Origin of the sequence: Phenylobacterium sp., from assembly GCF_031425575.1 — a bacterium.
Lineage (GTDB): Bacteria > Pseudomonadota > Alphaproteobacteria > Caulobacterales > Caulobacteraceae > Phenylobacterium.
Window position 1 is genome coordinate 1 of record NZ_JANPJP010000294.1, and the last position, 24,574, is coordinate 24,574.

Consider the following 24,574-nt stretch of genomic DNA (forward strand, 5'->3'; position numbering starts at 1 on the left):
GATGTGGAAGTCGCCCAACGGGACGATCCGCAACATCCTGGGAGGCGTGATCTTCCGCCAGCCGATCATCTGCCGCAACGTGCCCCGCCTCGTCCCCGGTTGGACCAAGCCCATCGTGGTGGGCCGCCACGCCTTCGGCGACCAGTACCGCGCCACCGACTTCCGCTTCCCCGGGCCGGGCAAGCTGACGATGAAGTTCGTGGGCGAGGACGGCGCGGTGATCGAGCGCGAGGTCTACGACGCGCCCAGCGCGGGGGTCGCGATGGGGATGTTCAACCTCGACGCGTCGATCCGCGACTTCGCACGGGCCTCCCTCAACTACGGCCTCAACCTCGGCTGGCCTGTTTACCTGTCCACCAAGAACACGATCCTCAAGGCTTACGACGGCCGCTTCAAGGACCTCTTCCAGCAGGTCTACGAGGCCGAGTTCGCCGACCTCTTCAAGGCCAAGGGCATCACCTACGAGCATCGCCTCATCGACGACATGGTGGCCTCCTCCATGAAGTGGTCGGGCGGCTACGTCTGGGCCTGCAAGAACTACGACGGCGACGTGCAGTCAGATCAGGTGGCGCAGGGCTTCGGCTCGCTCGGCCTCATGACGTCTGTGCTGATCACACCGGACGGCAAGACCATGGAGGCCGAGGCCGCCCACGGCACCGTCACCCGCCACTTCCGCCAGCACCAGAAGGGCGAGAGCACCTCGACCAACTCCATCGCCTCGATCTTCGCCTGGACGCGGGGTCTCGAACACCGCGCCAAGCTGGACGGCAACGCCGAGCTGGACCGCTTCGCCCGCACCCTGGAGCGCGTCTGCGTGGAAACCGTGGAAAGCGGCTCCATGACCAAGGACCTGGCCCTGCTGGTCGGCGACAGCCAGGGCTGGCTGACCACCGAAGGCTTCATCGACAAGGTCGCGGTGAACCTCGACAAGGCCCTGGCCCAACCGGCCTGAGCCTCGCCTTATAGCCCCTCTCTCGCACGCGGGAGCGGGGCGGCCGCTAGCCCCCCGGCTTCGTCCTCAGCCGCTCCGGATGCGCCGGCGGGCTGATCAGCTCGGCCCGCTCCTGAGCGGTGACCGGGCGCCAGCGGCCCTCCGGCAGGTCCCCCAGCTTCAGCGAACCGATCCGCACCCGCAGCAGATCGACCACATGCAGGTCCACCAGGTCGCACATCCGCCGAATCTGGCGATTGCGGCCTTCCTTCAGGACAAAGCGCAGCAGCTGATCGCCAATCAGGGTGACCTTGGCGTGCCGCAACTGCCGCCGGTCCAGCTGCAGGCCGTGGCGCAGCATGGCCAGCTTCTTGTCGGTGATCTGTCCCGTCACCTTGACCCGGTATTCCTTCTCCAGGTCCGACTCCGGGCCGATGACCGCCTTGGCCACCACCCCGTCCTCCGAGAGGATCAGCAGGCCGCGGCTATCCATGTCCAGCCGGCCGACGGGCGCCAGCCGGTTTTCCAGGCTGGGGATCACCGCATCGGCGCCGAACAGGGCGCCGGCGGTCAGCAGCCGCACGGCCGGGATCTGGTTGGGCTCGGCATGGGCTGAGACGATCCCCACCGGCTTGTTGATCACCACCGTCAGGGTGGATTCCAGCTTCGACTGGGCGCTGTCGCTCAGCACCAGGGTCTGGCCCGGCTCGATCTTGCGCCCGGCGTCCTCGACCGTCTGGCCGTCGATGCTCACCAGGCCCTGCAGGATCAGCCCCTCGGCCTCGCGCCGCGAACACACCCCGCTCTGGGCCAGCCAGCGGTTGACCCGCTGCGGCTCGGCTTCGTCATAGGTCTTGGTCCAGGCCATGGGCTCTTCTTTGGCCGGAAATCGGCGGGTCAGTCCACTCCCCATCATGCCAGGCGCAATGGCCAGGCCGCAGGACGCCGGCGGGCGTGCCGCATGGGTTAAGGTGTATGCAATCTTCCCTCACGCTGCGGCGGCGGGTTAGAGACCGGGCATGACCCAGTCCGACTCCATCTCGCTCACCTCTGTCGCCCCTGGCCGCTGGACCACCTTCGCTGGACCGGAGTGGCAGAACCCCGGCGGCGGGCTGTGGGGCGGCTACGCCATCGGCCTGTTCATCCGGGTGCTGGAAGCCGAGCCCGACGCCGTGGGCGAGGCCCTGTCCCTGACCCTCACCTATGCCGCCGCCCTGCCCTCGGGCCAGGTGGACATCCGCACGCGGCGGCTGCGCCAGGGCGGATCGATCGGCGTCTGGGAGGTGGAGCTGCTGGGCGCCGGCTCAGACCAGGTCGCCGTGCACGGCATGGTGACCATGGCGCGGCGGCCCGAGACCCCGCCCTTCGCCTTCGCCGTCATGCCCGAGGCCCCGACGCCCGAAAGCCTCCCCAGCCCCGACCATCCCGGCACGCCGCTGCACTACGGGGCCCTGGCCTTCGAGCGCCGGGGCCAGGATGTGTTCCCGCCGCAGGTCAGCGGGGATTCCCGCAGCCTCGTCTGGGTCCGCTCGCGCCGCGGGCCGTGGGACAAGGCCCTGCTGGGCATGGTCACCGACAACTCGGCCCCGCGGGCAATGTACGCGCTGGGCCGCACCATCAACAACACCACCCTGTCCCTGACGGTCTATCTGCACGCCAGCGTCGAGGAGCTCGCCAAGGTGGGCGACGACTTCATCCTGATCGAATGCGAGGGCCGGGTCGGCGGCGGCGGTGCCTCGGACGAACGCTCCAGCTACTGGAGCCGCGACGGCAAGCTCCTGGCCACCAGCGAACAACTGACCTGGTACCGGCCGGTGCAGAGGCGCTCGCCGGAGTAGTTCTCAGCGTCCTTCTCCCCTTGCGGGAGAAGGTGTCAGCGTGGCTGACGGATGAGGGGTCGCACCCGGCTCTCAAATAACCGCTCATCGGGAATTTCTGGATAGGCTTATCGACCCCTCATCCGACCCTGCTCCGCAGGGCCACCTTCTCCCGCAAGGGGAGAAGGACCCTGAGACCCCTACTCCGCCGCCACCGGCGCCAGCTTCCGCCCGAAGAAGTCCAGCGTCGTGCGCATGCGGTGCAGCAAATGCGTCTGCGTCCAGCCGGCGCGGTGGCGCAGGCCGGGATACATCATGGTCTCGAAGGTGGTCCCCTGGGCCTGCAGCGCGGCCATCAGCCGGGTGGAGTTGTCGAAGGTGACATTGTCGTCGGCCATGCCGTGCATCAGCAGCAGGCTGCCGGACTTCAGCCGGCTGACCCGGCCCAGGACCTCGGAGTCGGCGTAGCTGGCCGGATCGGTCTTGGGCGTGCCCATGTAGCGCTCGGTGTAGTGGGTGTCGTAGAGCGTCCACTCCGTCGGCGGCGCGCCAGCGACCGTCGCCGCATAGGGGCTGTTCTCCGCCGTCATCAGCAGCAGGCTCATATAGCCGCCATAGGACCAGCCGGTGACGCCGATACGGGCGGGGTCCACATAGGGCAGCGACGTCAGATAGGTCACGCCCGCCATCTGGTCGTCCACCTCCAGCTTGCCCAGCCGGCGGTCGATGGCGGTCTTGAAGGCGACGGAGCGGTTCGGCGTGCCGCGGTTGTCGATGGAGAACAGGATGTAGCCCGCCTCCAGGAACAGCTGGTCGGCGGGGTTGTGCCAGATCTTGCGCACCGTGGCGCTGCCCGGCCCGCCATAGACCTGGACGATCACCGGATAGCGCTTGGCCGGATCAAATCCCGGCGGGGTGCGCAGGGACCACCAGAGGTCCTGGCCGTCGGCCGCCTTGACCGTCCCATAGGTCGGGGTCCGCAGGCGCGCCGCATAGGGGGCGTAGGGGTGGTTCTGGTTGAGGCTGTTCGCCTCGATCCAGCGCACCAGGGTCCCGTCGGCGCCATAGAGCCCGGTGCGCGGCGGCGTCGCGGGGTCCTCATAGGAGCCGACGAAGGCGCCGCCGGCCTTGGCCATCTTCACGGTCCACCAGCCGCCGGCCGGGGTCAGGGCCTTGGGCTCGGCCGGCGTCTTGAACGACACCTCGTACAGCCGTCGCTCGATGGGATTGTCCTTGAACGCCGTGAAGGTCACCACGCCGCGCGCCTCGTCGACACCGGCGATCTCGTCCACCGGCCAGTCGCCCTGGGTGACCGCGCCAACCGCCTTGCCGTCGGCGCCGTGCAGGTAGAGGTGGCGCCAGCCGCTCCTCTCCGACGACCACAGGAAGCCGCCATCCTTCAAGGGCCGGAAATCGTCGGTCAGCTCCACCCAGTGCGGACTGGTCTCGGTGAGCAGGACGCGGGTCTTGCCGGTGGCGGGGTCGGCGGCCAGCAGGTCCAGGCGGCGCTGATCGCGGCTCTGGCGCTGGACGTAGAGGGTCTTGCCGTCCTTGGACCAGTCGACTCGAGCCAGATAGATGTCGGTCTCTGCTCCAAGGTCGATCTTCACCCGCTTGCCGGCGGCGACATCGGCGACATGCAGGGTGACCACCGAATTGGGCCGGCCCACTCGGGGATAGCGCTGGTTGACGATGGTGGCGCCCGTGGCCCCGATATCCAGCCGCTCCACCACATCGACCCCGGTCTGGTCGACGTGGGTCAGCGCGATGCGGGTCTCGTCGGGGCTCCACCAGTAGCCGGTCTGCCGGGCCATCTCCTCCTGGGCGATGTAGTCGGCCGTGCCCCAGGACGTCAGCTCGCTCCCGCCGGTGGTGAGCGCCCGCTCGGCCCCGCCCTGAGACGGCAGGACGAACAGATTGTCGTCACGCACGAAGGAGACGAAGCCGCCCTTGGGCGACACCTTGGCGTCGATCTCGTCAGCGGCGGAGTTGGTCAGGCGGCTGACCTTGCCGCCGGCCACGGTGTAGAGCCAGAGATCACCCTCCACCGGGACCAGGATGAACCTGCCCTCCTCGTCCCAGTCATAGGCCACCACGCCCCGGGTCTGGACGCCCTGGCGCTCGCGGCGGCTCTTCTCGGCCTCGGAGAGCTCCCGGTCCTTGGGGATCAGGTCGCGGGCGTCCAGCAGCAGGCGCGGCTCGCCGCCCGCGACGTCGGCGGCCCACAGATCGGTCATCCGCACGTCGTCGGCCTTGGCCTTCAGATAGCTCACCATCAACCCATCCGGCGAGAGGGTCACGCCCCGCGCCCGCGGCCCCGTCAGGTCCGGCGCCGCATAGACCCGCTCGGGCGTCAGTTTCTCCGCGTTCGCCGCACCGACCATCAGACCCGCCATCAGGATACCCAGAAAAAGCTTCATCGCCCGCTCCACAAGGCCGGGGATGAAAGGCGCGGTCGGACAGATTGGCAAGGGTGAAGGCCCCAGACGGCCCTAGCCCTGCGCTGCGCTCGGGCCTGGCAGGATCCATGCGGAGAAATGGGCGACGGTCTCGAAGCCCAGGTTCTCATAGAGCGGCAGGCCCGCGTCGGTGGCGCCCAGGTGGAAGCGCGCCACGCCGCGGCGCCGATAGTCGTCGATCACCTGGGTCAGCAGGGCGCGGCCCATGCCCTTGCGCTGGTGTTCCGGCGGCGTGCCCATGAGCGAGATCCCCGCCGTGTCTCCGGTCGGCGTCACGGTGACGGCGCTCATCGGCCTGTCGCCGTCCCAGGCGATCCAGGTCTCCACCCCGGCGGTCTCGGTCACACAGACATCGATGCACCGGGCGATGGCGTCGCGCGGCGAGTCGAAGGCCGCGGCGGCGAGGTCGCCCGCGATCGTCACCAGCTCCGGGCCGAGCGCGCGGGTGATCTTGACCGGCCGGCTCGGCGCGACCGGCGTCCCGGCCCGCAGCACCATCAGTGGCGAGGTCCCCACCGCCGTCAGCCCCAGCCGCGTCGCCACCGGCGCGAGGGCGTCCAACACCTGCGGGCACATCACCGCCTGCAGCGGCAGTCCCCGTTCCCTCGCCCGCGCCACCGACGAGATCAGGAACCCCTCGGCCTCGGGGTCCGCGCCCAGGGTCAGCCTGTTGAAATCGGCCGAGGGCTCGCCGGTCAGACCCAGGACGCAGTCCCGCGTCAGGCGCATCTCCACCCCTGGCACGTCGCCCATCTGGGCGACCAGCGCGCGCACGCACAGCCGGAACAACTCGTGGGTCTCGTCCATCGCCATCATCGGCCCGCGCGCGACGAGCGGCCGGCGACCTCCCCCTCCGGCGCCGGCAGGTGGGTCTTCAGCCGCTCTGCCACCTGGGCGATCGGTTCCACGGCTGAAGACCTGTCCCGGCCGGCCTAGACCAGTTCAGACGGCTTGAGATTCAGTTCCTTCAGCAGCGGCTCGGCATAGTCGACCCGGCCGGTGAGGGTCTTCGGATCGCCGCTGGCCAGCTGGTAGACCGCCTCGGCGATGTACTCGATGGGCTGCACGCGGTCCTTGGACTGCTCGTTGATCAGGCCGTGCACCGCCACGCCAGGGGTGTCCACGAGGCCCGGCGACACCACGTTCACCGCGATGTTGTCGGCATAGACTTCCGAGGCCAGGCCGGTCGAGAACCGCTCCAGGGCCGCCTTGCACAGGCCGTAGACCGTGCCGCCGCGGCCGCCGCGATAGGGCTTGGCCGGGTGGATGCCGGCGGGCGAGGAGATGTTGACGATGTGGCCGGTCTTGCGCTCGATCATCGAGGGCAGGACCAGCTGCGACAGGTGGAAGGGCGCATAGACCTGCACCTCCATCATCAGCTTGAACCGCTTCTCGGTGAACTCCACCACCGGGGTGAAATAGGTGATGGCGGCGTTGTTGATCAGGATGTCGATGGGGCCGTAGGCGGCCACGGCTTCCTCCACCAGACGCTCGCGCTCGATGGACTGCGCCAGGTCGGCCTTGATGAAGGTGGCCTCGCCGCCGGCCTTCTTGATGCGTTCGACGGTCTCCATCAGCGTGCCGGGCAGGCGGCTCTCGCCATCCTGGGCGGTGCGGGCCGAGACAACGACCTTGGCGCCCTCCATGGCCAGGCGGGCGGCGATGGCCTCGCCGATGCCGCGGCTGGCGCCGGTGACCAGGGCGACCTTGCCCTTGAGATTTCCATTGGGGTTGATGCTGGCCGACATGAAATGGCGCCCTCCCTGGGCTTTTTATGGTTCAAACAATCCGCAAACCTCGCGCTCTTGGGCCGCCCGCGCAAGCCTTCTGGCTCGCCTCCTGGGAGGAACCACTAGGAAGCTTGGCCGCTCATGTTAATCATCGTGCGACTTCAGCGAGGCTTCAGCCCATGTGGCGGACCATCTTCAACCTGATCCTGGTGCTGCTGCTAGGGGCCTGCGTGGCCTTCGTCGCCGCGCCCTGGTTCGCCTTCCGCGCGCTCAAGGCCAACGCCCGCGACGGCGACGTCCAGGGCCTGGCCGAGCTTGTGGACTACGACGCCGTGCGTGGGACCCTGAAGGGCCAGCTTGGCCCCACGCCCAACGCCACCACGGCGCCGGCGCCGACCATCTGGACCGACCCCTTCGGCGCCATGAAGCGCGCCCTTGAGCCCCTGACCCCGCCGCCGCCCGCCGTGGAGCGCTATGTCAGCGTCCAGGGCCTGCATGACCTCACCCGAGGTTACGAGCCGGGCAAGGGGCCGCCCGAGCCGCCGGCGCCCCAGGGCTTGTCCGATCAGGCCCTGGCCCTGGTGCAGGAGCCCTGGCCGTCCCTGCGTTACTGGGGACCCAATCGCTCGCGCTTCGTGGTTCGCGGCCCAGACCAGCCCTCGCGCGAGACGGTCTTCACCTTCCAGCGTCGCGGCTGGTTTGAGTGGAAGCTGGTGCAGATCGGCCTGCCGACGGCGGCCAAAGCTCAACCATAGTTCTTGTTTTGTTCTCTTCCTCTGCTAGGCTGACCGCCAGCAAGAGAGGAAGTGTTTCATGACCATCGGATACGTCACCATCGGGGCGCTGGACGTCCCGGCCGCCCTGCCGTTCTACGACGCCGTGCTCGGCGCCATCGGCTATCATCGCGCCTTCCTGGATGGCGGCTGGGCCGGATACGGCCCCAAGGACGGTGAGGCCAACACCTTCATCTGCCCACCCTTCGACGGCGAGCCGGCGCGGCCCGGCAACGGCATAATGGTGGCCTTCCTGGCCCCGTCCAAGGAGGCGGTCGCCGCCGCCCACGCCGCGGCCATCGCCCACGGCGGCGCCGACGAGGGCGCCCCGGGCCCCAGGCCCGCCGACTCCACCAGCTTCTACGGCGCCTATGTCCGCGACCTGACGGGCAACAAGCTGTGCATCTTCATGAAGCCTTAGCTTGACCAGCGCGGGGCGTGGCGGGATCGTGCCGCCTCACCCCAAGCCGGAGCTGCGAATGCGCGCCCTTATCCTCGCCTCGGCCCTGGCGGCTGCGACGCCCTTGAGCGCCCAGGCCCAAGTCTGCAAGGCCTGGAGTTCGCCGGTCCTGGTGGCCTCCGTCCCGTCGAAGCCCATCAATGAGGCGAGCGGCCTGGAGGCCTCGCGGGCCTATCCGGGTCGTCTCTATCACAACAACGATTCCGGCGACGGTCTGCGCTTCTACATCACCAACATGGCCGGCGGCGGTCTCCAGACCGTCAATCTCAAGGGACCCAAACCCGCCGATATCGAGGAGCTGTCGCTCGGCCCCTGCGGGTCCAAGACCTGCCTCTATCTGGGGGATGTCGGCGACAACGCCGGCGCCCGTTCGGAGGTCAGCTTCACCCTCCTGGCGGAGAAGAAGACCTACGCCGAGACCGAGGCGCCCCTGCGGGTGGTCCGCGCCCGCTACCCCGACGGCCCCCGCAATGTCGAGGCTTTCGCCCTGCATCCCAATGGCGACCTGTTCGTGGTGACCAAGCCCGTGGACGCCAAGTACACGAACCCAGGCTCCGCCTCGGTGTACCGACTGTCGTCAAACCAACTTGCGCAGACGCAGGGCGTCCAGGTCTTCACGAAGCTGGGCGAACTGGACCTGCCCAGGCTGCTCGCCGACCTGCCCTTTGTCGGCTGGATCCCCACCGGCCTGGACATCAGCCGCGACGGCAAGCGCGCCGTGCTGCTCACCTATATGGCGGTGGTGGAGCTGGGCTTCGACCTGGCCAAGGGCGTGCCCGCCAAGCTGACCGCCGGCGACAACGTCTCGGTGTTCAGGGCCCCGCCCCTGGCCCAGCAGGAAGCCATCACCCTGCTGCCCGACGACAGCGGATTTCTCTACGACAGCGAGGCCGCCCGAAAGGCCGAGACCTTCCCCCTGCACAAGGTCACGTGCACGGCGCGATAGGGGTCTTGACCTCGAGTACGCTCTAGGGTGTTCCCTCCGTCACTGGTTCAACCTGGAGACCAGTGAGATGCAAAATACTGAGAACAAAGAGATCGTCGCGACCGCGATGGCGGCCCTCGCAACGGGCGACAACCGCCCCTTCTACGAGGCCATGGCGCAGGACGTTATCTGGCGTCCGATGGTGGGCGGCGTCTGGGGCGAGGTCCACCACGGGCGCGAGCGGGCGAGGGACAACCTGTTTGCCCCGCTCCGCAAGCAATACGCCAGCACCTACACCAACACCGCCACCAACATATTCGCGGCGGGGAACGCGGTGATCGTGGAGGCGCAGGGCGCTGTGACCTTGAAGTCCGGAAAGGCCTACAACAACCGCTACTGCTTCGTGATCGAGATGGCGGACGGCAAGATGAAGGAGGTCCGCGAGTACCTCGATTCAGCCCTGGCCGAGGCGGTGCTGGAGCCGCTGGCAGGGTGACGCTGCGCTATCACATCGGGCGCTTCGCCAAGCTCGTGGATCGAAGCGTCCACACGATTCGCTGGTATGAGGCTCAGGGCCTCATACCAGCCGTCGGTCGCGACGCCGGAGGCCGCCGGGTCTACGAGGACGACCATGTCGAGCACCTGCTGTTCCTGGAACGCATGCGCCGAACAGGCATGTCGGTGGCCGAGATGCGGCGGCTCACCGAGCTGTCGATGCAGGGGTGGACCACCCTGGAGGCGCGCCAGGCGCTCCTGGCCGACCATCGCGCCGAGATCGAGGAGAAGGTCGCCGAACTGAAGTCCGCCGTCGACGACATCAACGCCAAGATCGCTTTCTATGACGCGTGGGCGAGGAACAAGCGCCGGCCGCGCAAGGAGACCGGCCCTGCCTAGCCTCGCGCGCGCCGATCGGCGACCTTCCGTCGACTAACCCAGCGCCGCCTTCACCGCCGCCACGCCTTCAGCCGCCTTCGACCCGTCCGGCGCTCCGCCCTGGGCGAAGTCGGGACGGCCGCCGGCGCCCTGGCCGCCCATGGCGATCACGGCGGCCTTGGCCAGGTCCGCGGCGTTGAACTTGCCCGCCGCCGAACCCATCACGGCCACGGCGATCGCGGCCTTGCCGTCGGCCACGCCGACCATGGCGATGACGCCGTCCGGCACCTGTTTGCGGTATTCCTCGACGATGGGCCGCAGGTCCTTGCCGCCGACCCCGTCCATCACGCGGGCCATCAGCTTGGTGCCGGCGATGTCCTCGATGGCCGCGGCCTCGCCGCCCGAACCGCCGCCGCCCATGGCCAGCTGACGCCGGGCGTCGGCCAGGTCCTTCTCCAGCTTGCGGCGTTGGGCGTCCAGCGCGTCGACCCGCGCCAGGACCTCGGCGACCGGGGTCTTGAACTGATCGGCCAGGGCCTTGGCCACGGCCGCCTGGTCGTTGAGATAGCGGCGCGCGGCCTCGCCGGTCAGCGCCTCGATGCGGCGGATGCCGGCGGCGACGCCGGTCTCCGAGACGATCTTGAACAGGGCGATGTCGCCGGTGCGCGCCACGTGGGTGCCGCCGCACAGTTCGACCGAATAGTCGCCCTCGCCCCCCAAGGCCTTGCCGAGCGCCAGCACGCGGACGCTGTCGCCATACTTCTCGCCGAACAGGGCCATGGCGCCGGCCTCGATGGCCTCTTCCGGCGCCATCTCCTTGGTCACCGCCGGCTGGTTCTGGCGGATCACCGCATTCACCTCGGTTTCGATGGCGTCCAGCTCAGCGGGCGTCAGCGGCCCGCCGTGGCTGAAGTCGAAGCGCAGGCGCTCGCCGTCCACCATCTGGCCCTTTTGCGAGACGTGGGGGCCTAGCACATTGCGCAGGGCGGCGTGCAGCAGGTGCGCGCCCGAGTGGTTGGACCGGGTGGTCAGCCGCCGTTCGGCGTCCACCAGCAGCCGCACGCGGGCGCCGGGGGTCAGCGACCCTTGCGTGATCTCCAGAACATGGACGTGCAGATCGCCGGCCTGCTTCTGGGTGTCGGTGATGCGGCCCTTGCCGCCGTCCCATTCGGCCTCGCCGGTGTCGCCGGCCTGGCCGCCGCTCTCGGCGTAGAAGGGGGTGCGGTCGAACAGAGCCTGGACGGTCTGGCCGGCCTGCGCCCTGTCGATCTCCGCGCCCTCGGCCATCAGGACCAGCAATTCGGCCGTGGTCTCGACGGCGTCGTAGCCCAGGAAGACCGTCGCCCCCAGGCGCTCGCGAATGGCGAACCACTCGCCCGCGGCCGAGGCCTGGCCCGAGCCCGTCCAGGCCTCGCGGGCCTGGGCGCGCTGCTGGTTCATGGCGGCCTCAAAGCCCTCCATGTCCACCGTCATGCCCTTGCCGCGCACCGCGTCCTGGGTCAGATCCACGGGGAAGCCGTAGGTGTCGTAGAGCTTGAAGGCGGTCTCGCCCGAGAGCACGCCGCCCTCGCTCATCTTGGCGGTGGCCTCGTCCAGCAGGGCCATGCCGCGGCCCAGCGTCCGGCGGAAGCGTTCCTCCTCCTGGCGCAGGGTCTCGACGATCACCGGCTCGGCCCGGCGCAGCTCGGGATAGGCGGTCCCCATCTCGGCGATCAGCACGGGCGCCAGGCGGTGCATCAGGGGCTCCTCAGCCCCCAGCAGGTGGGCATGGCGCATGGCCCGGCGCATGATCCGGCGCAGGACGTAGCCGCGGCCCTCGTTGGAGGGGGAGACCCCGTCGGCGATCAGGAAGCTGGTGGAGCGCAGGTGGTCGGCGATCACCCGGTGCGACGGGCCGTTGGAGCCGCCGGCCACCAGGGACTTGGACGCCGCGATCAGGGTGCGAAACAGGTCGATGTCGTAATTGTCGTGCACGCCCTGCAGCACCGCGGCGACGCGCTCCAGGCCCATGCCGGTGTCGATCTGCGGCTTGGGCAGGGGCCGGCGCGTGCCGTCGGCGAACTGCTCGAATTGCATGAAGACCAGGTTCCAGATCTCAACGAACCGGTCGCCGTCCTCATCGGGGCTGCCGGGGGGGCCGCCGGGGATGTGGGCGCCGTGGTCGTAGAAGATTTCCGAGCACGGACCGCAGGGGCCGGTGTCGCCCATCGACCAGAAATTGTCGCTGGTGGAGATGCGGATGATCTTCTCGTCGGGCAGGCCTGCGATCTTCTTCCACAGCTCGGCCGCCTCAGTGTCGGTGTGGTAGACCGTGACCAGGAGCTTCTCGGCCGGGATGCCGAAGTCCTTGGTCAGCAGGGTCCAGGCGTGCTCGATCGCGCCTTCCTTGAAATAGTCGCCGAAGGAGAAGTTCCCCAGCATCTCGAAGAAGGTGTGGTGGCGGGCGGTGTAGCCGACCTTGTCCAGATCGTTGTGCTTGCCGCCGGCGCGCACCGACTTCTGCGACGAGGCCGCGCGCGGCGCGGGCGGTGTCTCGGCGCCGGTGAAGTAGTTCTTGAACGGCACCATGCCCGCATTGACGAACAACAGGGTCGGGTCGTTCTGCGGCACGAGCGGAGCCGAGGGAATGATCAGGTGATCGTTCTTCTCGAAATAGCCCAGGAAGGCGCTGCGGATCTCGTTCAGGCTCGGCATGGCTCTAGACGTTAGACTTCAAAATGGGGCGCGTATTGCGCTGCGACATTGGGGTCCGTTTACGAGACTTGGAGGCCCCCGCAAAGAAAAAGGACGCCCAGACCGAAGTCCGAGCGCCCTTCTCTTGCGTGAACGACCGTGCGGGGTTCGGCCCTCGCCCGCCAGCCGCGCGGTTGGCGGGGGCGCGGCGACGGGTTTCGAGGGCCAAAGCGGCCGTCCACGTTAACCGGTGGGCGTTGGCGGCGGCGAGGAAACGCCCCGCCGCCGGAGCCGCCTATTCCTCGTCTTCGCCCGGGGTGGGACCGACCAGCAGCTCTTCCTGGATGGTCTCCTTGGCGCCGCGCACCTGTTTTTCGATGGCGTCGGCGATGTCAGGATTGTTCTTCAGGAACTCGCGGACATTGTCGCGGCCCTGGCCGATGCGCTGGCTGTTCCAGGAGAACCACGAACCGGACTTCTCGATGACCCCGGCCTTGACCCCCAGGTCGATGATCTCGCCCAGCTTGGAGATGCCCTCGCCGTACATGATGTCGAACTCGACCTCGCGGAACGGCGGGGCCACCTTGTTCTTCACCACCTTCACGCGGACGTTGTTGCCCATGATCTCATCGCGGATCTTCACAGACCCCGTGCGGCGGATGTCGAGGCGGACCGAGGCGTAGAATTTCAGCGCGTTGCCGCCGGTGGTGGTCTCCGGGCTGCCGTACATCACCCCGATCTTCATGCGGATCTGGTTGATGAAGATCACCAGGGTGTGGGTCTTGGAGATCGAGGCCGTCAGCTTGCGCAGGGCCTGGCTCATCAGACGGGCCTGGAGGCCGGGCAGGCTGTCGCCCATCTCGCCTTCGATTTCCGCCCGCGGCGTCAGGGCCGCCACGGAGTCGATGACGATGATGTCCACGGCGCCGGAGCGCACCAGGGTGTCGGTGATCTCGAGGGCCTGTTCGCCGGTGTCGGGCTGGGAGACCAGCAGCTCATCCAGGTTCACGCCCAGCTTGTTGGCGTAGGAGGGGTCCAGCGCGTGCTCGGCGTCCACGAAGGCCGCGGTGCCGCCGGCCTTCTGGACCTCGGCCACCACGTGCAGGGCCAGCGTTGTCTTGCCCGAGCTTTCCGGCCCGTAGATCTCCACGATCCGCCCCTTGGGCAGGCCGCCGATGCCGAGCGCGATATCCAGGCCGAGAGAGCCGGTGGAGACCGACTCGATCTCCATGTGGCTCTTGTCGCCCAGCTTCATCACCGAGCCCTTGCCGAAGGCCCGATCGATCTGCGCCATCGCTGCTTCCAGCGCGCGCTGCTTGTCACCGTCTTCTCGTGCCACGAGCTTCAATGCCGATTGAGACGCCATAACCAAGCACTCCCTATTCCATGATTCCGCCAACCCGGTGGGGTAGATCGCTCTCCCCGCCGCCGGACTCAGGTGTACTTAGTTTGTTCTCCGTTCACAAGATGTTCTTTCTCCTCCGTACGTCCGTAATTGTCGTAAGTATGTTCGAGAGCCGCGCCTTGTTCGCGGCGCGCAACCCCACCTATAGCTGGGGCGTCCCTTTCCGGAGTTCCGCATGTCCCTGCTCGTCGGCCGCACGCCCTTGACCGTCCGACGGCTGGCCTATGTGGGATCCGACGCGCCGGCGTTCGAGAGGGGCTATGCCGCGCGCAATCCGGCCGCGGCCTTCGTGTCCGACACCCCGGATGGCGTCGTCATCGCCGACCTCGACAGCCTGAGCCTTGAGGACTTGAAGACCCATGCAGAGGCGCTCGCGCCGGACGGCTTTGTGGTGGCCGCCTCGCGGTTCGGGATCCGGGTCGCCGAAGCTCTGGCGGTTCTGGGTGGCGATTTCCGCATCGACAGGGTGCAGTTCCTGATCCCCGGCGACGACCACTTCGACGATTTCGCCCCGCGCCTGGCGCCCGCCCAACTGGCTCAGGCCGAGGACCGAGACCTGCTGTTGGTGGTTCAGAAGCGCGTGGCCGAGCCCGCGCCCTTGGCCGTCCAGATCGCCGCCTTCGCGCCTCGGCTGATGGATATCCGCACCCGGCTGCCCGCCCAAGCCCTGCGCGCCGAGCCGCAGCTGATCCTGGCCTATGGCGGCGCGCCGTTCACATTTCTGCCGCTCTCGCCCGAGTCACCGAAGATCCTGGTGCTGCAACGCCCGCTCCTGCCCTCGGCCAACGCCTGGTGCGTGGCGATGGCCGACGCCGTCCGGCGCGGCTGGCTGGTGGTGATGGAGATCGACGATCATCCGGCCATGATCGCCGCGGTCGGGGGGCGCAAGCTGACCCCGGACGCATGGCTCACCTACGGCTTCTCACACGCCCTCCAGACCTCCACCGAGCGGCTGGGACGAGCCTTTTCCAAGTACAATCCCGTGGTCAAGGTGTTCCCGAACGCGGTCTTCGAGCTGCCCCCCTTCCCCGCCGGCCCGGCGCCGCGACGGGTCTTCTACGGGGCCTTGTCGCGAGGCAGGTTCGCCGCCCGCGTGGCCGCGTCGCTCGCGCCTGTCACCGAGGAATTCCCAGAGGTCGAGTATGTGGTGGTGGGCGACCGGGCTGTGTTCGACGCCCTGCCCACGGCCAACAAGAGCTTCCACGACTACCTGCCCTACGAGGCCTATCTTGACCTGATGGCCACCTGCGCGGTGTCCCTCTCGCCGGTGGAAGGGCGGCTCTACGAGGACACCAAGAGCGACGCCAAGTTCCTCGACGCCGCGGCCCGGGGCGTGGTGACCCTGGCCTCCCCCACCATCTACGCCGAAACCATCATCCACGGTCAGACGGGCCTGATCGCGCAGCGCCTGAAGGACTGGGCGCCGCTACTGGCCGGCGCCCTGCGCGACGAGCCCGCCCGACAGGTCATGGCCCGGCGGGCCTGGGACGAGGTGCGCGACAACCGCATGTTCGCCCACCAGGCGGCCGACAGGAGCGCCTGGTATCGGGAACTCTGGGACCGCCGGGAGGAACTGAACGCCGGGCTCATCACCCGTCTGCCGGGTCTGGCCGAGGCCCTGGCCTGTAACGATTGACTCGCGGCCACAGCGCCCGCCATTTCAGAGCCGGCGCAGGAGAGCGACTTGGCGCGCTTCATCGATCCTCCAGTCGTCTCCGTTCGGCGAGGCGACCTGGCCTTCATCGAAACGAAGACTCAGTGACAGGTGAGGTCGTCTGTTCGCTCCGAACGGCCTCCGACGTTCGCATAGGGCGGAGAGAACGGTTCACCTAGCTATTCGGTCCGTCGCTCTTGCCTAGCCTCAGCGCCTCGTTCCAGCCGCCCGATTTTCGCCCCTCAGCCAACGACCATAGGGATGTCATATGAGCGCCGAGAAAATCACCCCCTTGTCGACATCCGGTCGCAAGCAGCTCGGCGAAATGGCCTATGCTGACTACATCCACGAGTTACTCAAGAAACGGAACGCCAGGAACTATGTGGAGATCGGCGTTCGCGCCGGCGTATGCCTCGCGGGCGCAGATTGCCCAACGATAGGCGTTGATCCTCAATTCATGTTCGATCGCAATCCAGTCGGACGGAAATCAGTCCTCCATCTCTTTCAGATGACGAGTGACACCTTCTTCTCAAGATACAACGCCAGAAATATACTTGGCGAATCGGTAGACGTGGCCTTCTTAGACGGCCTGCACCAGTTCGAATACCTGCTGCGGGACTTCATAAATATAGAGAAACACTGCGATCGGAACTCCCTCATACTCCTCGACGATTGCCTGCCTATCAATATTGAGATGACGGAGCGAATTCATCTACCGGCGAGGCGGGAAGACAAAGAAATCTCCGGCTGGTGGACCGGCGACGTCTGGAAGGTTGTCAGCATCTTACGCGAGTTTCGACCGGATCTTCGTATCGTACCTGTTGATGTGCGCCCTACTGGCAGCATCGGTATATCCAATCTCGACCCGGGATCGCTCGTTCTTGAGAACCGATACTTCGAGATCATCGACCGTTACCAGGATTTAGTGCTGACAGAGGACCTATTCGAGTCTTATTGGGCCGCTAACAAGCCTGTTCCGGCGAAGGACATCCTAAGCAACTTCGAGATGTCGCGCTTCTTCAAGGTCTAGCCGGCCTCGCGCACAAACCCTTTGGACAGCGAACCCGACTTCGCCTTACGGCCAAGCTGATTAAGGTCCTGGTCACCGAGTCACCTGCAACTCCACGTTTTGGCGTTCCCAGTGACAGAGTTTCGATGAGGCCATCTCCTTCCCCCGCCTTCGACCACGGCGCTGCTCTGCGCGTGCCGCCGGCCCATGACGGCCGAAGCTGGACCAAGCTGCTCTATTGGCTCGGCGCCGACGGCCACGCCCTCGACGAGACCGGCCTCGTGCAGGTCTCCACCCCCAACGGCTGGATGGTGGCCCGCCCGGGCGACTGGATCGTGCTGTCGGTGGGGGGCCAGTTCCATGTGGCCCACGCCGGGCCGCGGACCCTGGACGCCTGACTTGCACACGGGCTCCTGCCTTTGCGGCGCCGTCCGGTTCGAGGTCGCTGGCGACCTCCCCGATATCCAGGCCTGCCACTGCCGCTCGTGCCAGAAGGCGCAGGGGTCGGCCTTCGTGGCCGTCCTGCCGATCGCCAAGGCTGACCTGCGCTTCACCGACGGCGAAGACCTGCTGGCCGCCTTCGAGTCTTCGCCGGGCAAGCAGCGCCTGTTCTGCAAGGTCTGCGGCTCGCCCATCCTCAGCCGCGCCGCCGCCCTGCCCGACCGCATCCGTCTGCGGGCCGGCGCCGTCGAAGGCCCGCTCGGCGTCAAGATCGCCTCGCACGCCTATACCGGCGAGGCCGTCGACTGGTGCGCGGTGGCGGAGGACGCCCCCCACTATCCCGGGGCCCGTCCTGCCTAATTACTTCGCGGTCTTCGGGTTCAGCCGCGCGATCCCGCCGCCGGGCAGGCGCACCTCATAGGGTCCGAACCGCGTGTCGGGGGTCATGTAGTCCGTCGAGACGTACTGAGCGCCGGAGGCGAAGGCGGCCTCCTGACGGGTCCGGTCATTGGTGCGGGCCTCGGCCGTGTCGGCGTCGGCCCGCGTGCGCACGATCAGGCCATTCGCCAGGGCCGCGTTGATGCGGGTTTTCAGCTCCGCGGGCTCGTTCAGGGTGACGTAGCCGGCCGCCGGCCCCTCGTCGGTGTTGATGAACATCGCCCGCCCCTCCAGGGACTTGCGGTCGCCGCGATAGAGGGCGGGCTTGGCGCCGCTCTCGTCCATGGCGAACATGACCGTGCCCCGCGCCGCCTTCAGCCTGGGCCAGCCGCCGGCCTTCACGCCTGCAGCCAGGGTGGGGGCCTCGCCCTGCACCCTGTCGGGGGTGATCAGGGCGCTCTCGGGAAAGACCGAGCGGATGTCGGCGTCGATCTGGTCCATGGCCTTGAGGTCGAAGGCGAGCGCGCTGACGGCGCCTGGCACACCCTCCAACCCGCCCTCCTTCAGGTTCATGATCACCAGGATCGGCAGGTGGTCGGGGTGGGCCTTCGACCAGGCGCGAATCTCGTTCAGGCAGCCGATGAAGGTCGGGCAGCTGGACCGGTAGTCCAGGTCCTGCACGTGCATCACCTTGAGCCCAGGCGTTTTCAGGGGCGCGAGGTCATAGGGCGCGACCGCGGCGCTGCTGGCCATCTTCATGGCCAGGGGCGCGGCGTACCGGCCACCCTCCGGGTCGTTCAGCAGATCCAGCTCCAGCTGACGGGCGCCGGCGTCCAGCTGTGTTGTCAGGGGCGGGTGGGCATAGTCGAGGCCGTCGGCCTGCTTGGGCCTGACCATGCGGATGAGCGCCATCTCCGCGGGCGCCATGGCCAGCTTGTAGCTGTTGTGGGTGCCGACCGCCTGGAGGGCGTTCATCGGCAGGGCGTCGACGCCCGCCCGCGTACAGCCAGCCTCGCCGGACGGACGCTCCAGATCGCAGTTGGCGGCGACGGCGAGACCGGCGGCAAGGAGCAGATGAATCATCGACGTTTTTCCTCAGGCCGCCCCATGTCGGCCGTCCGACGGGGCCTATCCCCAGTTTGGTGCGGCCATTCTATCCAACCATTGTCTTGCAAAGGATTTTTCAAGACTTGGCGTGCCATGGCTAATTCTCTGGTTACCACGGCGACGGCCTCGGGGGGCACATGGACGCGGTCACGGATCAGGTTACGCATACGGCGGCGAGCGCCGCTGGGCAAAGGCCTGGCGCCGCCTATCGCGCCACCCTCGCCGCCCATAGCCTGGCCATAGGCCCGCGCCTCGTCTTCGGCGTCACCGCCGCGTCGCTCCTCGCCATCGTCGGCCATCCGGGCCTGGCCCTCGCCCTGGCCGGGGTCGGTCTTGGCATCGCCCTCCTGGTCGGCCGCACGGCGCTGCGCGCGCGCGTCGATCTCCTGGCCCGGGAGGACGAGAAAAACCGCCTGATCGAAACCCTGACCGAGGCCCGCGACGAGGCCATGCGCCAGGCCGGCCAGGCCGAGGCCGCCCGTGAGGAGGCCCGCCGCGCCAGCCTGGCCAAGTCCACCTTCCTGGCCACTATGGGCCACGAGATCCGCACGCCCATGAACGGCGTCCTGGGCATGGCCCAACTGCTCCAGCGGTCCGACCTGTCGGGTCTCCAGCGCAGCCAGGTCGACACCCTGATCAAGAGCGGCGAGCTCCTGATGGTGATCCTCAATGATATCCTGGACCTGTCGAAGATCGACGCCGGCCAGATGGAGATCGCCAAGAGCCCCTGCGACTTGCGCGCCCTGCTGTCGGAGATGGAGACCTTCTGGGCCCCCACCGCCGCCGAGCGCGGCCTGACGCTGGCCGTCGACGTCCACGACGCCGTGCCGCCCTTCGTGGCGCTGGATCCGCGCCGCATCCGTCAGGTGCTGTTCAACCTGGTGGGCAATGCGCTGAAATTCACCAAGGAGGGTGCGGTCACCATCACGGTGGACCGCGATCGTTCGACGGACGCCCTCACCTTCGCCGTGTCTGACACCGGTGTCGGCATATCGGCCGACGACCTGCCGCATCTGTTCCAGAAATTCAGCCAGGGCGACGCCTCCGATGTTCGCCGGTTCGCCGGCGCGGGCCTGGGCCTGGCTATCTGCCGCGAGCTCTCGGCCCTTATGGGCGGTGACGTGGCCGTGGAGAGCCAACTGGGCGTCGGCTCGACCTTCCGGGTCAGCCTGCCCCTTGAAGAGACCGCCGCGCCGGCCGCCGAGGACCTGGCCGCCCAGGCGATCGCGCAGGACGAGGCTCCGGTCCTTTCCATCCTCTGCGCCGACGACAACCCCACCAACCTGTTGGTGCTGGAGCAGCTGCTGGGCGCCATGGGCTTCCGCATCCGGGTGGCCAATGGCGGCCGCGAGGCCCTGGAGGCCATGACCACCGAGACCTTCGACCTGGTGCTGATGGACATCCAGATGCCGGAGATGACCGGGATCGACGTGCTTCAGGCCCTGCGCGCCCAGGCCGGTCCGAACCGGGAGACTCCGCTGATCGCGGTGACCGCCGACGCCATGACTCTGGGCGCCGACCGCTATCTCGACCTCGGCTTCGCGGGCTTCGTCACCAAGCCCGTCCAGGTCCAGAGCCTGGTCTCGGCCATGATGGCCGCCGTCGCCAATCCGGATGACGACGACGGCGACCTGGCCGCCACGGCCTAGAGCATTTTCCGATAAGTGTGAAACGGTTATCGGATCGAAAAATGCTCTAACTTTTTGAATTAGAGCCCTTTTTATCCGATCTGATTGACGCAATCAGATCGGAAAGGGCTCTAGCCGGGCGCCGAAATCTCCAGCGGCGTCACGGGCAGACGACCCGCGGCGATGTCCGGCAGCAGCTCGCGCAGGCGCTCGGGATAGATCATCTCGTCGACGGCGGCGATCTCGGCCAGGCTCCACCAGCGCATGTCGTCCATCAGCGCCACCTCATGCGGCTCCCAGGCCGCGCGGCTGGGCTCGCCGCCCGGGCAGCGGGCGACGAAGTAGCTCTCCTTCAGGATCACCGTCTCGCCGTCGGCCAGGGTGAAGACGCTGGCCCGAAGCCACACCACAGGACCAAGCTCCACCTCCGTGAAGCCGGTTTCCTCGGCGATCTCCCGCCGGGCCGCCCCCTCCAGGGTTTCGTCGGGGTCGGCGCCGCCCCCTACCGTGAACCAGAAGCTTGGCGCGCCCTCGGCGGTGCTGGCGCGGCCGCGCACCAGCAGGACGCGGTTCTCGGGGTCAAACAACAGAACCCTCGCCGTCAAACGCTCCCGCACGGCCACCCCCTGCTCGCCAATGATCCGACTCGTAGTCCGCCGGTCTTCACGTGTCGCCTGATACCCGGCCACAGGGACTGGCCAGGGCGTTCTCCGGCACGCCGCGCGTCGCGACCCTCTAAACGCTGCGCCAGAACGCCGCAGCGCCAAGCAGGGGCGAAGAACGTCGTTTTCACAAGGCGTTAAGCTGCGCCGGGTGAGGGTTTGCGCGGATCACGGGGACCCGCGCCTTGTCTGTCGCTTCACATCGCTTGCTCGGCTTCGCTTTCGCGAACGCGGACCTCCTTCTCGAAATCGCCGCCGACGGCCGAATCGCCTTTGCGATCGGCGCCAGCGAAGCCTTGTCCGGGTCCAGGGAGACGGCCCTCGTGGGCCGCGCCTGGCGCGACTTCATCGACGGCCGCGACCGCGCCATGGTCCAGGCCCTGCTGGACGGCCTGACCGACGGCAAGCGTGGCGGCCCCCTGGTGGTCACCCTGGCCGGCGACGGCGCGGTCGAGCGCGCGGCGGCGATGTCGGTCTTCCGCCTTCCAGGCAATGATGGCGCAATCTCCTGCACCTTCAGCCGCGCGGCCCCCAACGCCAACCATGGCCTGCACGACAAGGCCGGCCTTGAGGCCGTTACAGCGGCCCTGTTCGAAACCGGCAAGGCCACCGGCCTCGACCTCGAGCTCGCCTTCATCGAAATGGGCGGCCTCACCTCTCTGCGTAAGGTCCTCGGGCCTGCGGCCGCCAAGGACATGGAGCTTCGCCTGGCCGGCGCCCTGCGCGCCCAATCCCACGGCGGCGGCGCGGCGGCTGACCTTGGCGGCGACCGCTACGCCCTTGTCCGCCATCCGGGCGAAAGTGGCGAGGCGCTGGCCCAGCGCCTGTTGAACTTGCTCGCCCTTGATCCGGCCCATGGCGTCAAGGCCATGGCCAGGACCCTGTCGCTCAAGGGCGACGCCTCTCCGGGCCAGTTGCTGCGGGCGATCCGTTACTCCCTCGACAACTTCATCAAGGACGGCTTGGACGCCGCCGCCCCCGCCTCGCTGAACGAGGCGGTGAGCCGATCGGTTCGCCGCACCCTGGTGGAGGTCGGCGCCCTGGGTCAGGCTGTGGCCGACCGCAACTTCCGCCTCGTCTACCAGCCGGTGGTGGACCTCAAGAAATCCTGCGCGGTGCATCACCACGAGGTCCTGGTCCGCTTCGGCGACAACGCCAGCCCCTTCCCCATGATCCGCATGGCCGAGGAACTCGACCTCATCGAGCCCCTCGACATCGCCGTCATCGACCGCACCATCGCCAAGTTGGTGGAGGACCCGACGCTCAGGCTGGCGGCCAACATCTCGGGCCGCACCATCACCAGCCCGGCCTTCGTCGAGGCGGTCCGCACCATGTTGGCCGACAACCCCAAGGCCCAGGGCCGGCTGCTGCTTGAGCTCACCGAGAGCGCGGCCATCGAGGACCTGGCGCTCGCCGACCGCCACCTCAAGGCGCTGCGGGCCGAAGGCATCCTGATCTGCCTGGACGACTTCGGGGCCGGCGCGGCGTCGCTGGCCTACCTGCAGCAGCTGTCCCTGGACATCGTGAAGATCGACGGCCGCTATATCCGCGAGCTGCAGCACGGCGGACGCGAAAGCACCTTCATCCGCCACCTGGTGACCATGTGCGGCGAGCTGGGTGTCCGCACCTTGGCCGAGATGGTGGAAACGCCTCAGGCCGAGGAAGCCGTGCGCCGCGCCGGGGTCGACTACGCCCAGGGCTGGCTCTACGGCGCGCCGAACGACGTCGCCTCCACCACTGCGGGTCTCGCCAACGCCAACGTCAAACCCGCCGCCCGCCGCGTCGGGTCCGTGGACAGCTGGGGCTAGGCCCCAGCCGCCGCGAAGCCCTTAGGCCGCCGCCCGCATTTGGGCGCCGCCGGAGGTCAGCCGGAACCGCGTCATCAGTTGCGCCAGCTCGCCGGCTTCCTTGGCTAGGGAATGGCTGGCCGCGGTCGTCTGCTCGACCATGGCGGCGTTCTGCTGGGTGACCTGGTCCATCTGGTTCACGGCGACATTGACCTGGTGCAGGCCGGTGGACTGCTCCTGGGCGCTGGCGGCGATCTCGGCCACGACGGCGTTGATCTGCGCCACCTGGGCGACGATCCGCTCCAGGGCCTGGCCGGTCTCGCCCACCAGGGTGACACCGGTTCCCACCTGGGCCGACGAGGCCGAGATCAGCGCCTTGATCTCCTTGGCGGCTTCGGCCGAACGCTTGGCCAGGGCCCGGACCTCGGAGGCGACGACGGCGAAGCCCCGTCCGGCCTCGCCCGCGCGGGCCGCCTCGACCCCAGCGTTCAGCGCCAGCAGGTTGGTCTGGAAGGCGATCTCGTCAATCACCCCGATGATCTGACTGATCTGGGTCGAGGAGCTCTCGATCTCGCTCATGGCGTCGACGGCGCGGCGCACGACCTCACCACCGGTCTCGGCGTCAGCCTTGGCCGCGCCCACCACGGTACGCGCCTGGTTGGCGCCTTCGGAGGTGCGCCGCACGGTGGCGGTGATCTCATCCAGGGCGGCGGCGGTCTCTTCGAGGCTGGCGGCCTGCTGCTCAGTGCGACGCGAAAGGTCGTCGGCGGCGCGGCTGATCTCCATTGCGCCCGAGGTCATGCCCCCGGCATTGGCGGCGATGACGACCATGGCGTCCTGCATGGCGGCCATGGCGCTGTTGAAATCGTCGCGAAGCTTGCGGTAGTCGCCGGCGACCTCGCCGGTGAAGCGGGCGGTCAGGTCCCCTGCGGCCAGGGAGGCCAGGGCGCGGGCAAGGCCTTCGACCACGACGGTCTGGTCCTTGGCTGAAGCGGCGAAGGCGGCCTCGGCCTCGCTGAGCTTCTGGTCCAGCTCCGCCTGGTGCGCGCCGGCCGCGTCCTGCAGGCGGTTCCGCTCAATAGCGCTGTCCTGGAAGGTCTTCATGGCCCGCGTCATGCGACCCACGCAGTCGTGGTGGTCTTGGCGGCTGATGGCGCTGTCCAGGTCCCCGGCGGCCAGGGCCTCCATCCGCACCACGGTGCCGACATAGGGGTTGGAGATCGCCGCGTTCATCCAGGCGCCCAGCAAGGCGGCCAGCACGGTCAGGCCAAGTCCGGTGAAGGCCACCACATTCATCGCGTCAGCCGCCACGCCGCTGACTTTCAGGCCCTGGTAGAAGCTGACGGCGGTGAGGATGGCGACCAGGCTCGTGAACAGGCTGAAGGTCACAGTCAGTTTGCGCTTGATGGGCGCGTCCTTGATGAACCAGGCGATCATGTTTTTTCCCCCACGCACCAAATGCGTACGGGGACGTTCTCATGCAGGGGATGTCGGGATCGTTAAGCTTAACGAAAGCTTGCCGCGGCCCACGGACGCAGCACGGTTCTTCTAAGTTATCCCTGTGTCGCCAGCCACTCCGCCATATGGCGCTCCAGCACCGTCATCGGCATGGATCCCGAGAGCAGGGCCGCGTCGTGATAAGCTTTCAGGTTGAACCTGGAGCCCAGCTTCGCCTTCGCCCCGTCGCGGATCTGCATCCAGCGGGTGTGGCCCACCTTGTAGCTGCAGGCCTGGCCCGGCGCGACGCAGTAGCGTTCCACCTCCCGCTGGGCGCGGCTCTTGGGATAGCCGGTGACGGCGACCATGTAGTCGGTGGCCCTCTCCCGGCTCCAGCCCTTGGCATGCAGGCCCGTGTCGATCAC

The 24,574-nt window shown here is 67.9% G+C and carries 23 protein-coding genes; 13 read left to right on the forward strand and 10 right to left on the reverse strand.

The genetic code is table 11. The features are described 5' to 3' along the window. On the forward strand, positions 1-952 hold a 952-nt coding region (locus tag RMO97_RS16370), incomplete at its 5' end, for an NADP-dependent isocitrate dehydrogenase (RefSeq protein ID WP_310542091.1). Positions 953-998: 46 nt separating this feature from the next. Here RMO97_RS16370 and RMO97_RS16375 read toward each other — a convergent pair. Continuing rightward, positions 999-1,799, reverse strand: a complete 801-nt coding sequence (locus RMO97_RS16375; RefSeq protein ID WP_310542092.1) for a pseudouridine synthase — start codon at positions 1,797-1,799, stop codon at positions 999-1,001. A gap of 151 nt (positions 1,800-1,950) precedes the next feature. Here RMO97_RS16375 and RMO97_RS16380 point away from each other — a divergent pair, with 151 nt between their 5' ends. Continuing rightward, on the forward strand, positions 1,951-2,769 hold the full coding sequence (locus RMO97_RS16380; protein ID WP_310542093.1) for a thioesterase family protein: 819 nt from the start codon (positions 1,951-1,953) through the stop codon (positions 2,767-2,769). Positions 2,770-2,948: 179 nt separating this feature from the next. Here RMO97_RS16380 and RMO97_RS16385 read toward each other — a convergent pair whose 3' ends face one another. From RMO97_RS16385 to RMO97_RS16395, 3 genes are all read right to left on the reverse strand, one after another. Further along, positions 2,949-5,168 carry a S9 family peptidase gene (locus RMO97_RS16385; RefSeq protein WP_310542094.1) on the reverse strand — a complete coding sequence of 740 codons (2,220 nt, stop codon included), beginning with the start codon at positions 5,166-5,168 and terminating at the stop codon, positions 2,949-2,951. 72 nt (positions 5,169-5,240) lie between these two features. Next, complete coding sequence (locus tag RMO97_RS16390) at positions 5,241-6,014, reverse strand: GNAT family N-acetyltransferase (protein WP_310542095.1); 774 nt, start codon at positions 6,012-6,014, stop codon at positions 5,241-5,243. Positions 6,015-6,139: 125 nt separating this feature from the next. Next, positions 6,140-6,955, reverse strand: a complete 816-nt coding sequence (locus tag RMO97_RS16395) for an SDR family NAD(P)-dependent oxidoreductase (RefSeq protein ID WP_310542096.1) — start codon at positions 6,953-6,955, stop codon at positions 6,140-6,142. A gap of 161 nt (positions 6,956-7,116) precedes the next feature. Here RMO97_RS16395 and RMO97_RS16400 point away from each other — a divergent pair, with 161 nt between their 5' ends. The 5 genes from RMO97_RS16400 to RMO97_RS16420 all read left to right on the forward strand — a co-directional run bounded on the left by RMO97_RS16400 (position 7,117) and on the right by RMO97_RS16420 (position 9,989). After that, positions 7,117-7,692 carry a DUF2939 domain-containing protein gene (locus RMO97_RS16400; protein WP_310542097.1) on the forward strand — a complete coding sequence of 192 codons (576 nt, stop codon included), beginning with the start codon at positions 7,117-7,119 and terminating at the stop codon, positions 7,690-7,692. A gap of 58 nt (positions 7,693-7,750) precedes the next feature. After that, entirely contained in the window at positions 7,751-8,131 is a 381-nt protein-coding gene (locus tag RMO97_RS16405; RefSeq protein ID WP_310542098.1) for a VOC family protein, read from the forward strand. 58 nt (positions 8,132-8,189) lie between these two features. Next, positions 8,190-9,116 (forward strand): hypothetical protein, encoded by a 927-nt coding sequence (locus RMO97_RS16410; RefSeq protein ID WP_310542099.1) that lies wholly within the window; start codon positions 8,190-8,192, stop codon positions 9,114-9,116. Positions 9,117-9,183: 67 nt separating this feature from the next. Then, positions 9,184-9,591 carry a nuclear transport factor 2 family protein gene (locus tag RMO97_RS16415; protein ID WP_310542100.1) on the forward strand — a complete coding sequence of 136 codons (408 nt, stop codon included), beginning with the start codon at positions 9,184-9,186 and terminating at the stop codon, positions 9,589-9,591. Further along, positions 9,588-9,989 carry a MerR family transcriptional regulator gene (locus RMO97_RS16420; RefSeq protein WP_310542101.1) on the forward strand — a complete coding sequence of 134 codons (402 nt, stop codon included), beginning with the start codon at positions 9,588-9,590 and terminating at the stop codon, positions 9,987-9,989. Before RMO97_RS16415 ends, RMO97_RS16420 begins: the two co-directional genes overlap by 4 nt. Positions 9,990-10,022: 33 nt before the next feature. Here the strand turns inward: RMO97_RS16420 and alaS are convergent, their stop codons facing one another. Next, positions 10,023-12,662 carry an alanine--tRNA ligase gene (alaS, locus tag RMO97_RS16425; RefSeq protein ID WP_310542102.1) on the reverse strand — a complete coding sequence of 880 codons (2,640 nt, stop codon included), beginning with the start codon at positions 12,660-12,662 and terminating at the stop codon, positions 10,023-10,025. Between the two features lie 274 nt (positions 12,663-12,936). Then, positions 12,937-14,007 carry a recombinase RecA gene (gene recA, locus RMO97_RS16430; protein ID WP_310542103.1) on the reverse strand — a complete coding sequence of 357 codons (1,071 nt, stop codon included), beginning with the start codon at positions 14,005-14,007 and terminating at the stop codon, positions 12,937-12,939. 214 nt (positions 14,008-14,221) lie between these two features. Between recA and RMO97_RS16435 the strand changes: the two genes are divergently transcribed. The 4 genes from RMO97_RS16435 (at position 14,222) to RMO97_RS16450 (ending at position 17,510) form a co-directional block, all read left to right on the forward strand. Further along, positions 14,222-15,682 carry a glycosyltransferase gene (locus RMO97_RS16435; protein WP_310542104.1) on the forward strand — a complete coding sequence of 487 codons (1,461 nt, stop codon included), beginning with the start codon at positions 14,222-14,224 and terminating at the stop codon, positions 15,680-15,682. 286 nt (positions 15,683-15,968) lie between these two features. After that, positions 15,969-16,730, forward strand: a complete 762-nt coding sequence (locus tag RMO97_RS16440; protein WP_310542105.1) for a class I SAM-dependent methyltransferase — start codon at positions 15,969-15,971, stop codon at positions 16,728-16,730. 125 nt (positions 16,731-16,855) lie between these two features. After that, positions 16,856-17,107, forward strand: a complete 252-nt coding sequence (locus RMO97_RS16445) for a hypothetical protein (RefSeq protein ID WP_293494368.1) — start codon at positions 16,856-16,858, stop codon at positions 17,105-17,107. Position 17,108: 1 nt separating this feature from the next. Continuing rightward, the gene (locus RMO97_RS16450) at positions 17,109-17,510 is read left to right on the forward strand and encodes a GFA family protein (protein ID WP_310542106.1); all 402 of its coding nucleotides are present in this window, start codon (positions 17,109-17,111) and stop codon (positions 17,508-17,510) included. On the opposite strand, the gene RMO97_RS16455 is transcribed toward RMO97_RS16450, so the two are convergent. After that, positions 17,511-18,611 carry a phosphatidylinositol-specific phospholipase C1-like protein gene (locus tag RMO97_RS16455; RefSeq protein ID WP_310542107.1) on the reverse strand — a complete coding sequence of 367 codons (1,101 nt, stop codon included), beginning with the start codon at positions 18,609-18,611 and terminating at the stop codon, positions 17,511-17,513. It lies immediately after the preceding gene. Between the two features lie 161 nt (positions 18,612-18,772). Here RMO97_RS16455 and RMO97_RS16460 point away from each other — a divergent pair, with 161 nt between their 5' ends. Then, positions 18,773-20,284, forward strand: a complete 1,512-nt coding sequence (locus RMO97_RS16460; protein WP_310542108.1) for an ATP-binding protein — start codon at positions 18,773-18,775, stop codon at positions 20,282-20,284. Between the two features lie 110 nt (positions 20,285-20,394). Here the strand turns inward: RMO97_RS16460 and RMO97_RS16465 are convergent, their stop codons facing one another. After that, on the reverse strand, positions 20,395-20,952 hold the full coding sequence (locus RMO97_RS16465) for an NUDIX domain-containing protein (RefSeq protein WP_310542109.1): 558 nt from the start codon (positions 20,950-20,952) through the stop codon (positions 20,395-20,397). 296 nt (positions 20,953-21,248) lie between these two features. Here RMO97_RS16465 and RMO97_RS16470 point away from each other — a divergent pair, with 296 nt between their 5' ends. Continuing rightward, complete coding sequence (locus tag RMO97_RS16470; protein WP_310542110.1) at positions 21,249-22,733, forward strand: EAL domain-containing protein; 1,485 nt, start codon at positions 21,249-21,251, stop codon at positions 22,731-22,733. A 21-nt stretch (positions 22,734-22,754) separates the two neighbouring features. On the opposite strand, the gene RMO97_RS16475 is transcribed toward RMO97_RS16470, so the two are convergent. Both RMO97_RS16475 and RMO97_RS16480 read right to left on the reverse strand, forming a co-directional pair. After that, the gene (locus RMO97_RS16475; RefSeq protein WP_310542111.1) at positions 22,755-24,149 is read right to left on the reverse strand and encodes a methyl-accepting chemotaxis protein; all 1,395 of its coding nucleotides are present in this window, start codon (positions 24,147-24,149) and stop codon (positions 22,755-22,757) included. Positions 24,150-24,265: 116 nt separating this feature from the next. Next, a partial coding sequence (locus RMO97_RS16480) for a DUF885 family protein (protein WP_310542112.1) occupies positions 24,266-24,574 on the reverse strand: 309 nt, incomplete at its 5' end.

What these genes read in the sequence shown, in the direction of transcription:
- RMO97_RS16375 (WP_310542092.1), bottom strand. Translation starts at nt 1,799, where the DNA reads ATGGCCTGGACCAAGACCTATGACGAAGCCGAGCCGCAGCGGGTCAAC.
- alaS (WP_310542102.1), bottom strand. Translation starts at nt 12,662, where the DNA reads ATGCCGAGCCTGAACGAGATCCGCAGCGCCTTCCTGGGCTATTTCGAG.
- RMO97_RS16440 (WP_310542105.1), top strand. Translation starts at nt 15,969, where the DNA reads ATGAGCGCCGAGAAAATCACCCCCTTGTCGACATCCGGTCGCAAGCAG.
- RMO97_RS16435 (WP_310542104.1), top strand. Translation starts at nt 14,222, where the DNA reads ATGTCCCTGCTCGTCGGCCGCACGCCCTTGACCGTCCGACGGCTGGCC.
- RMO97_RS16400 (WP_310542097.1), top strand. Translation starts at nt 7,117, where the DNA reads ATGTGGCGGACCATCTTCAACCTGATCCTGGTGCTGCTGCTAGGGGCC.
- RMO97_RS16455 (WP_310542107.1), bottom strand. Translation starts at nt 18,611, where the DNA reads ATGATTCATCTGCTCCTTGCCGCCGGTCTCGCCGTCGCCGCCAACTGC.
- RMO97_RS16460 (WP_310542108.1), top strand. Translation starts at nt 18,773, where the DNA reads ATGGACGCGGTCACGGATCAGGTTACGCATACGGCGGCGAGCGCCGCT.
- RMO97_RS16395 (WP_310542096.1), bottom strand. Translation starts at nt 6,955, where the DNA reads ATGTCGGCCAGCATCAACCCCAATGGAAATCTCAAGGGCAAGGTCGCC.
- RMO97_RS16415 (WP_310542100.1), top strand. Translation starts at nt 9,184, where the DNA reads ATGCAAAATACTGAGAACAAAGAGATCGTCGCGACCGCGATGGCGGCC.
- RMO97_RS16475 (WP_310542111.1), bottom strand. Translation starts at nt 24,149, where the DNA reads ATGATCGCCTGGTTCATCAAGGACGCGCCCATCAAGCGCAAACTGACT.
- RMO97_RS16445 (WP_293494368.1), top strand. Translation starts at nt 16,856, where the DNA reads ATGAGGCCATCTCCTTCCCCCGCCTTCGACCACGGCGCTGCTCTGCGC.
- RMO97_RS16405 (WP_310542098.1), top strand. Translation starts at nt 7,751, where the DNA reads ATGACCATCGGATACGTCACCATCGGGGCGCTGGACGTCCCGGCCGCC.
- RMO97_RS16390 (WP_310542095.1), bottom strand. Translation starts at nt 6,014, where the DNA reads ATGGACGAGACCCACGAGTTGTTCCGGCTGTGCGTGCGCGCGCTGGTC.
- RMO97_RS16410 (WP_310542099.1), top strand. Translation starts at nt 8,190, where the DNA reads ATGCGCGCCCTTATCCTCGCCTCGGCCCTGGCGGCTGCGACGCCCTTG.
- recA (WP_310542103.1), bottom strand. Translation starts at nt 14,007, where the DNA reads ATGGCGTCTCAATCGGCATTGAAGCTCGTGGCACGAGAAGACGGTGAC.
- RMO97_RS16385 (WP_310542094.1), bottom strand. Translation starts at nt 5,168, where the DNA reads ATGAAGCTTTTTCTGGGTATCCTGATGGCGGGTCTGATGGTCGGTGCG.
- RMO97_RS16380 (WP_310542093.1), top strand. Translation starts at nt 1,951, where the DNA reads ATGACCCAGTCCGACTCCATCTCGCTCACCTCTGTCGCCCCTGGCCGC.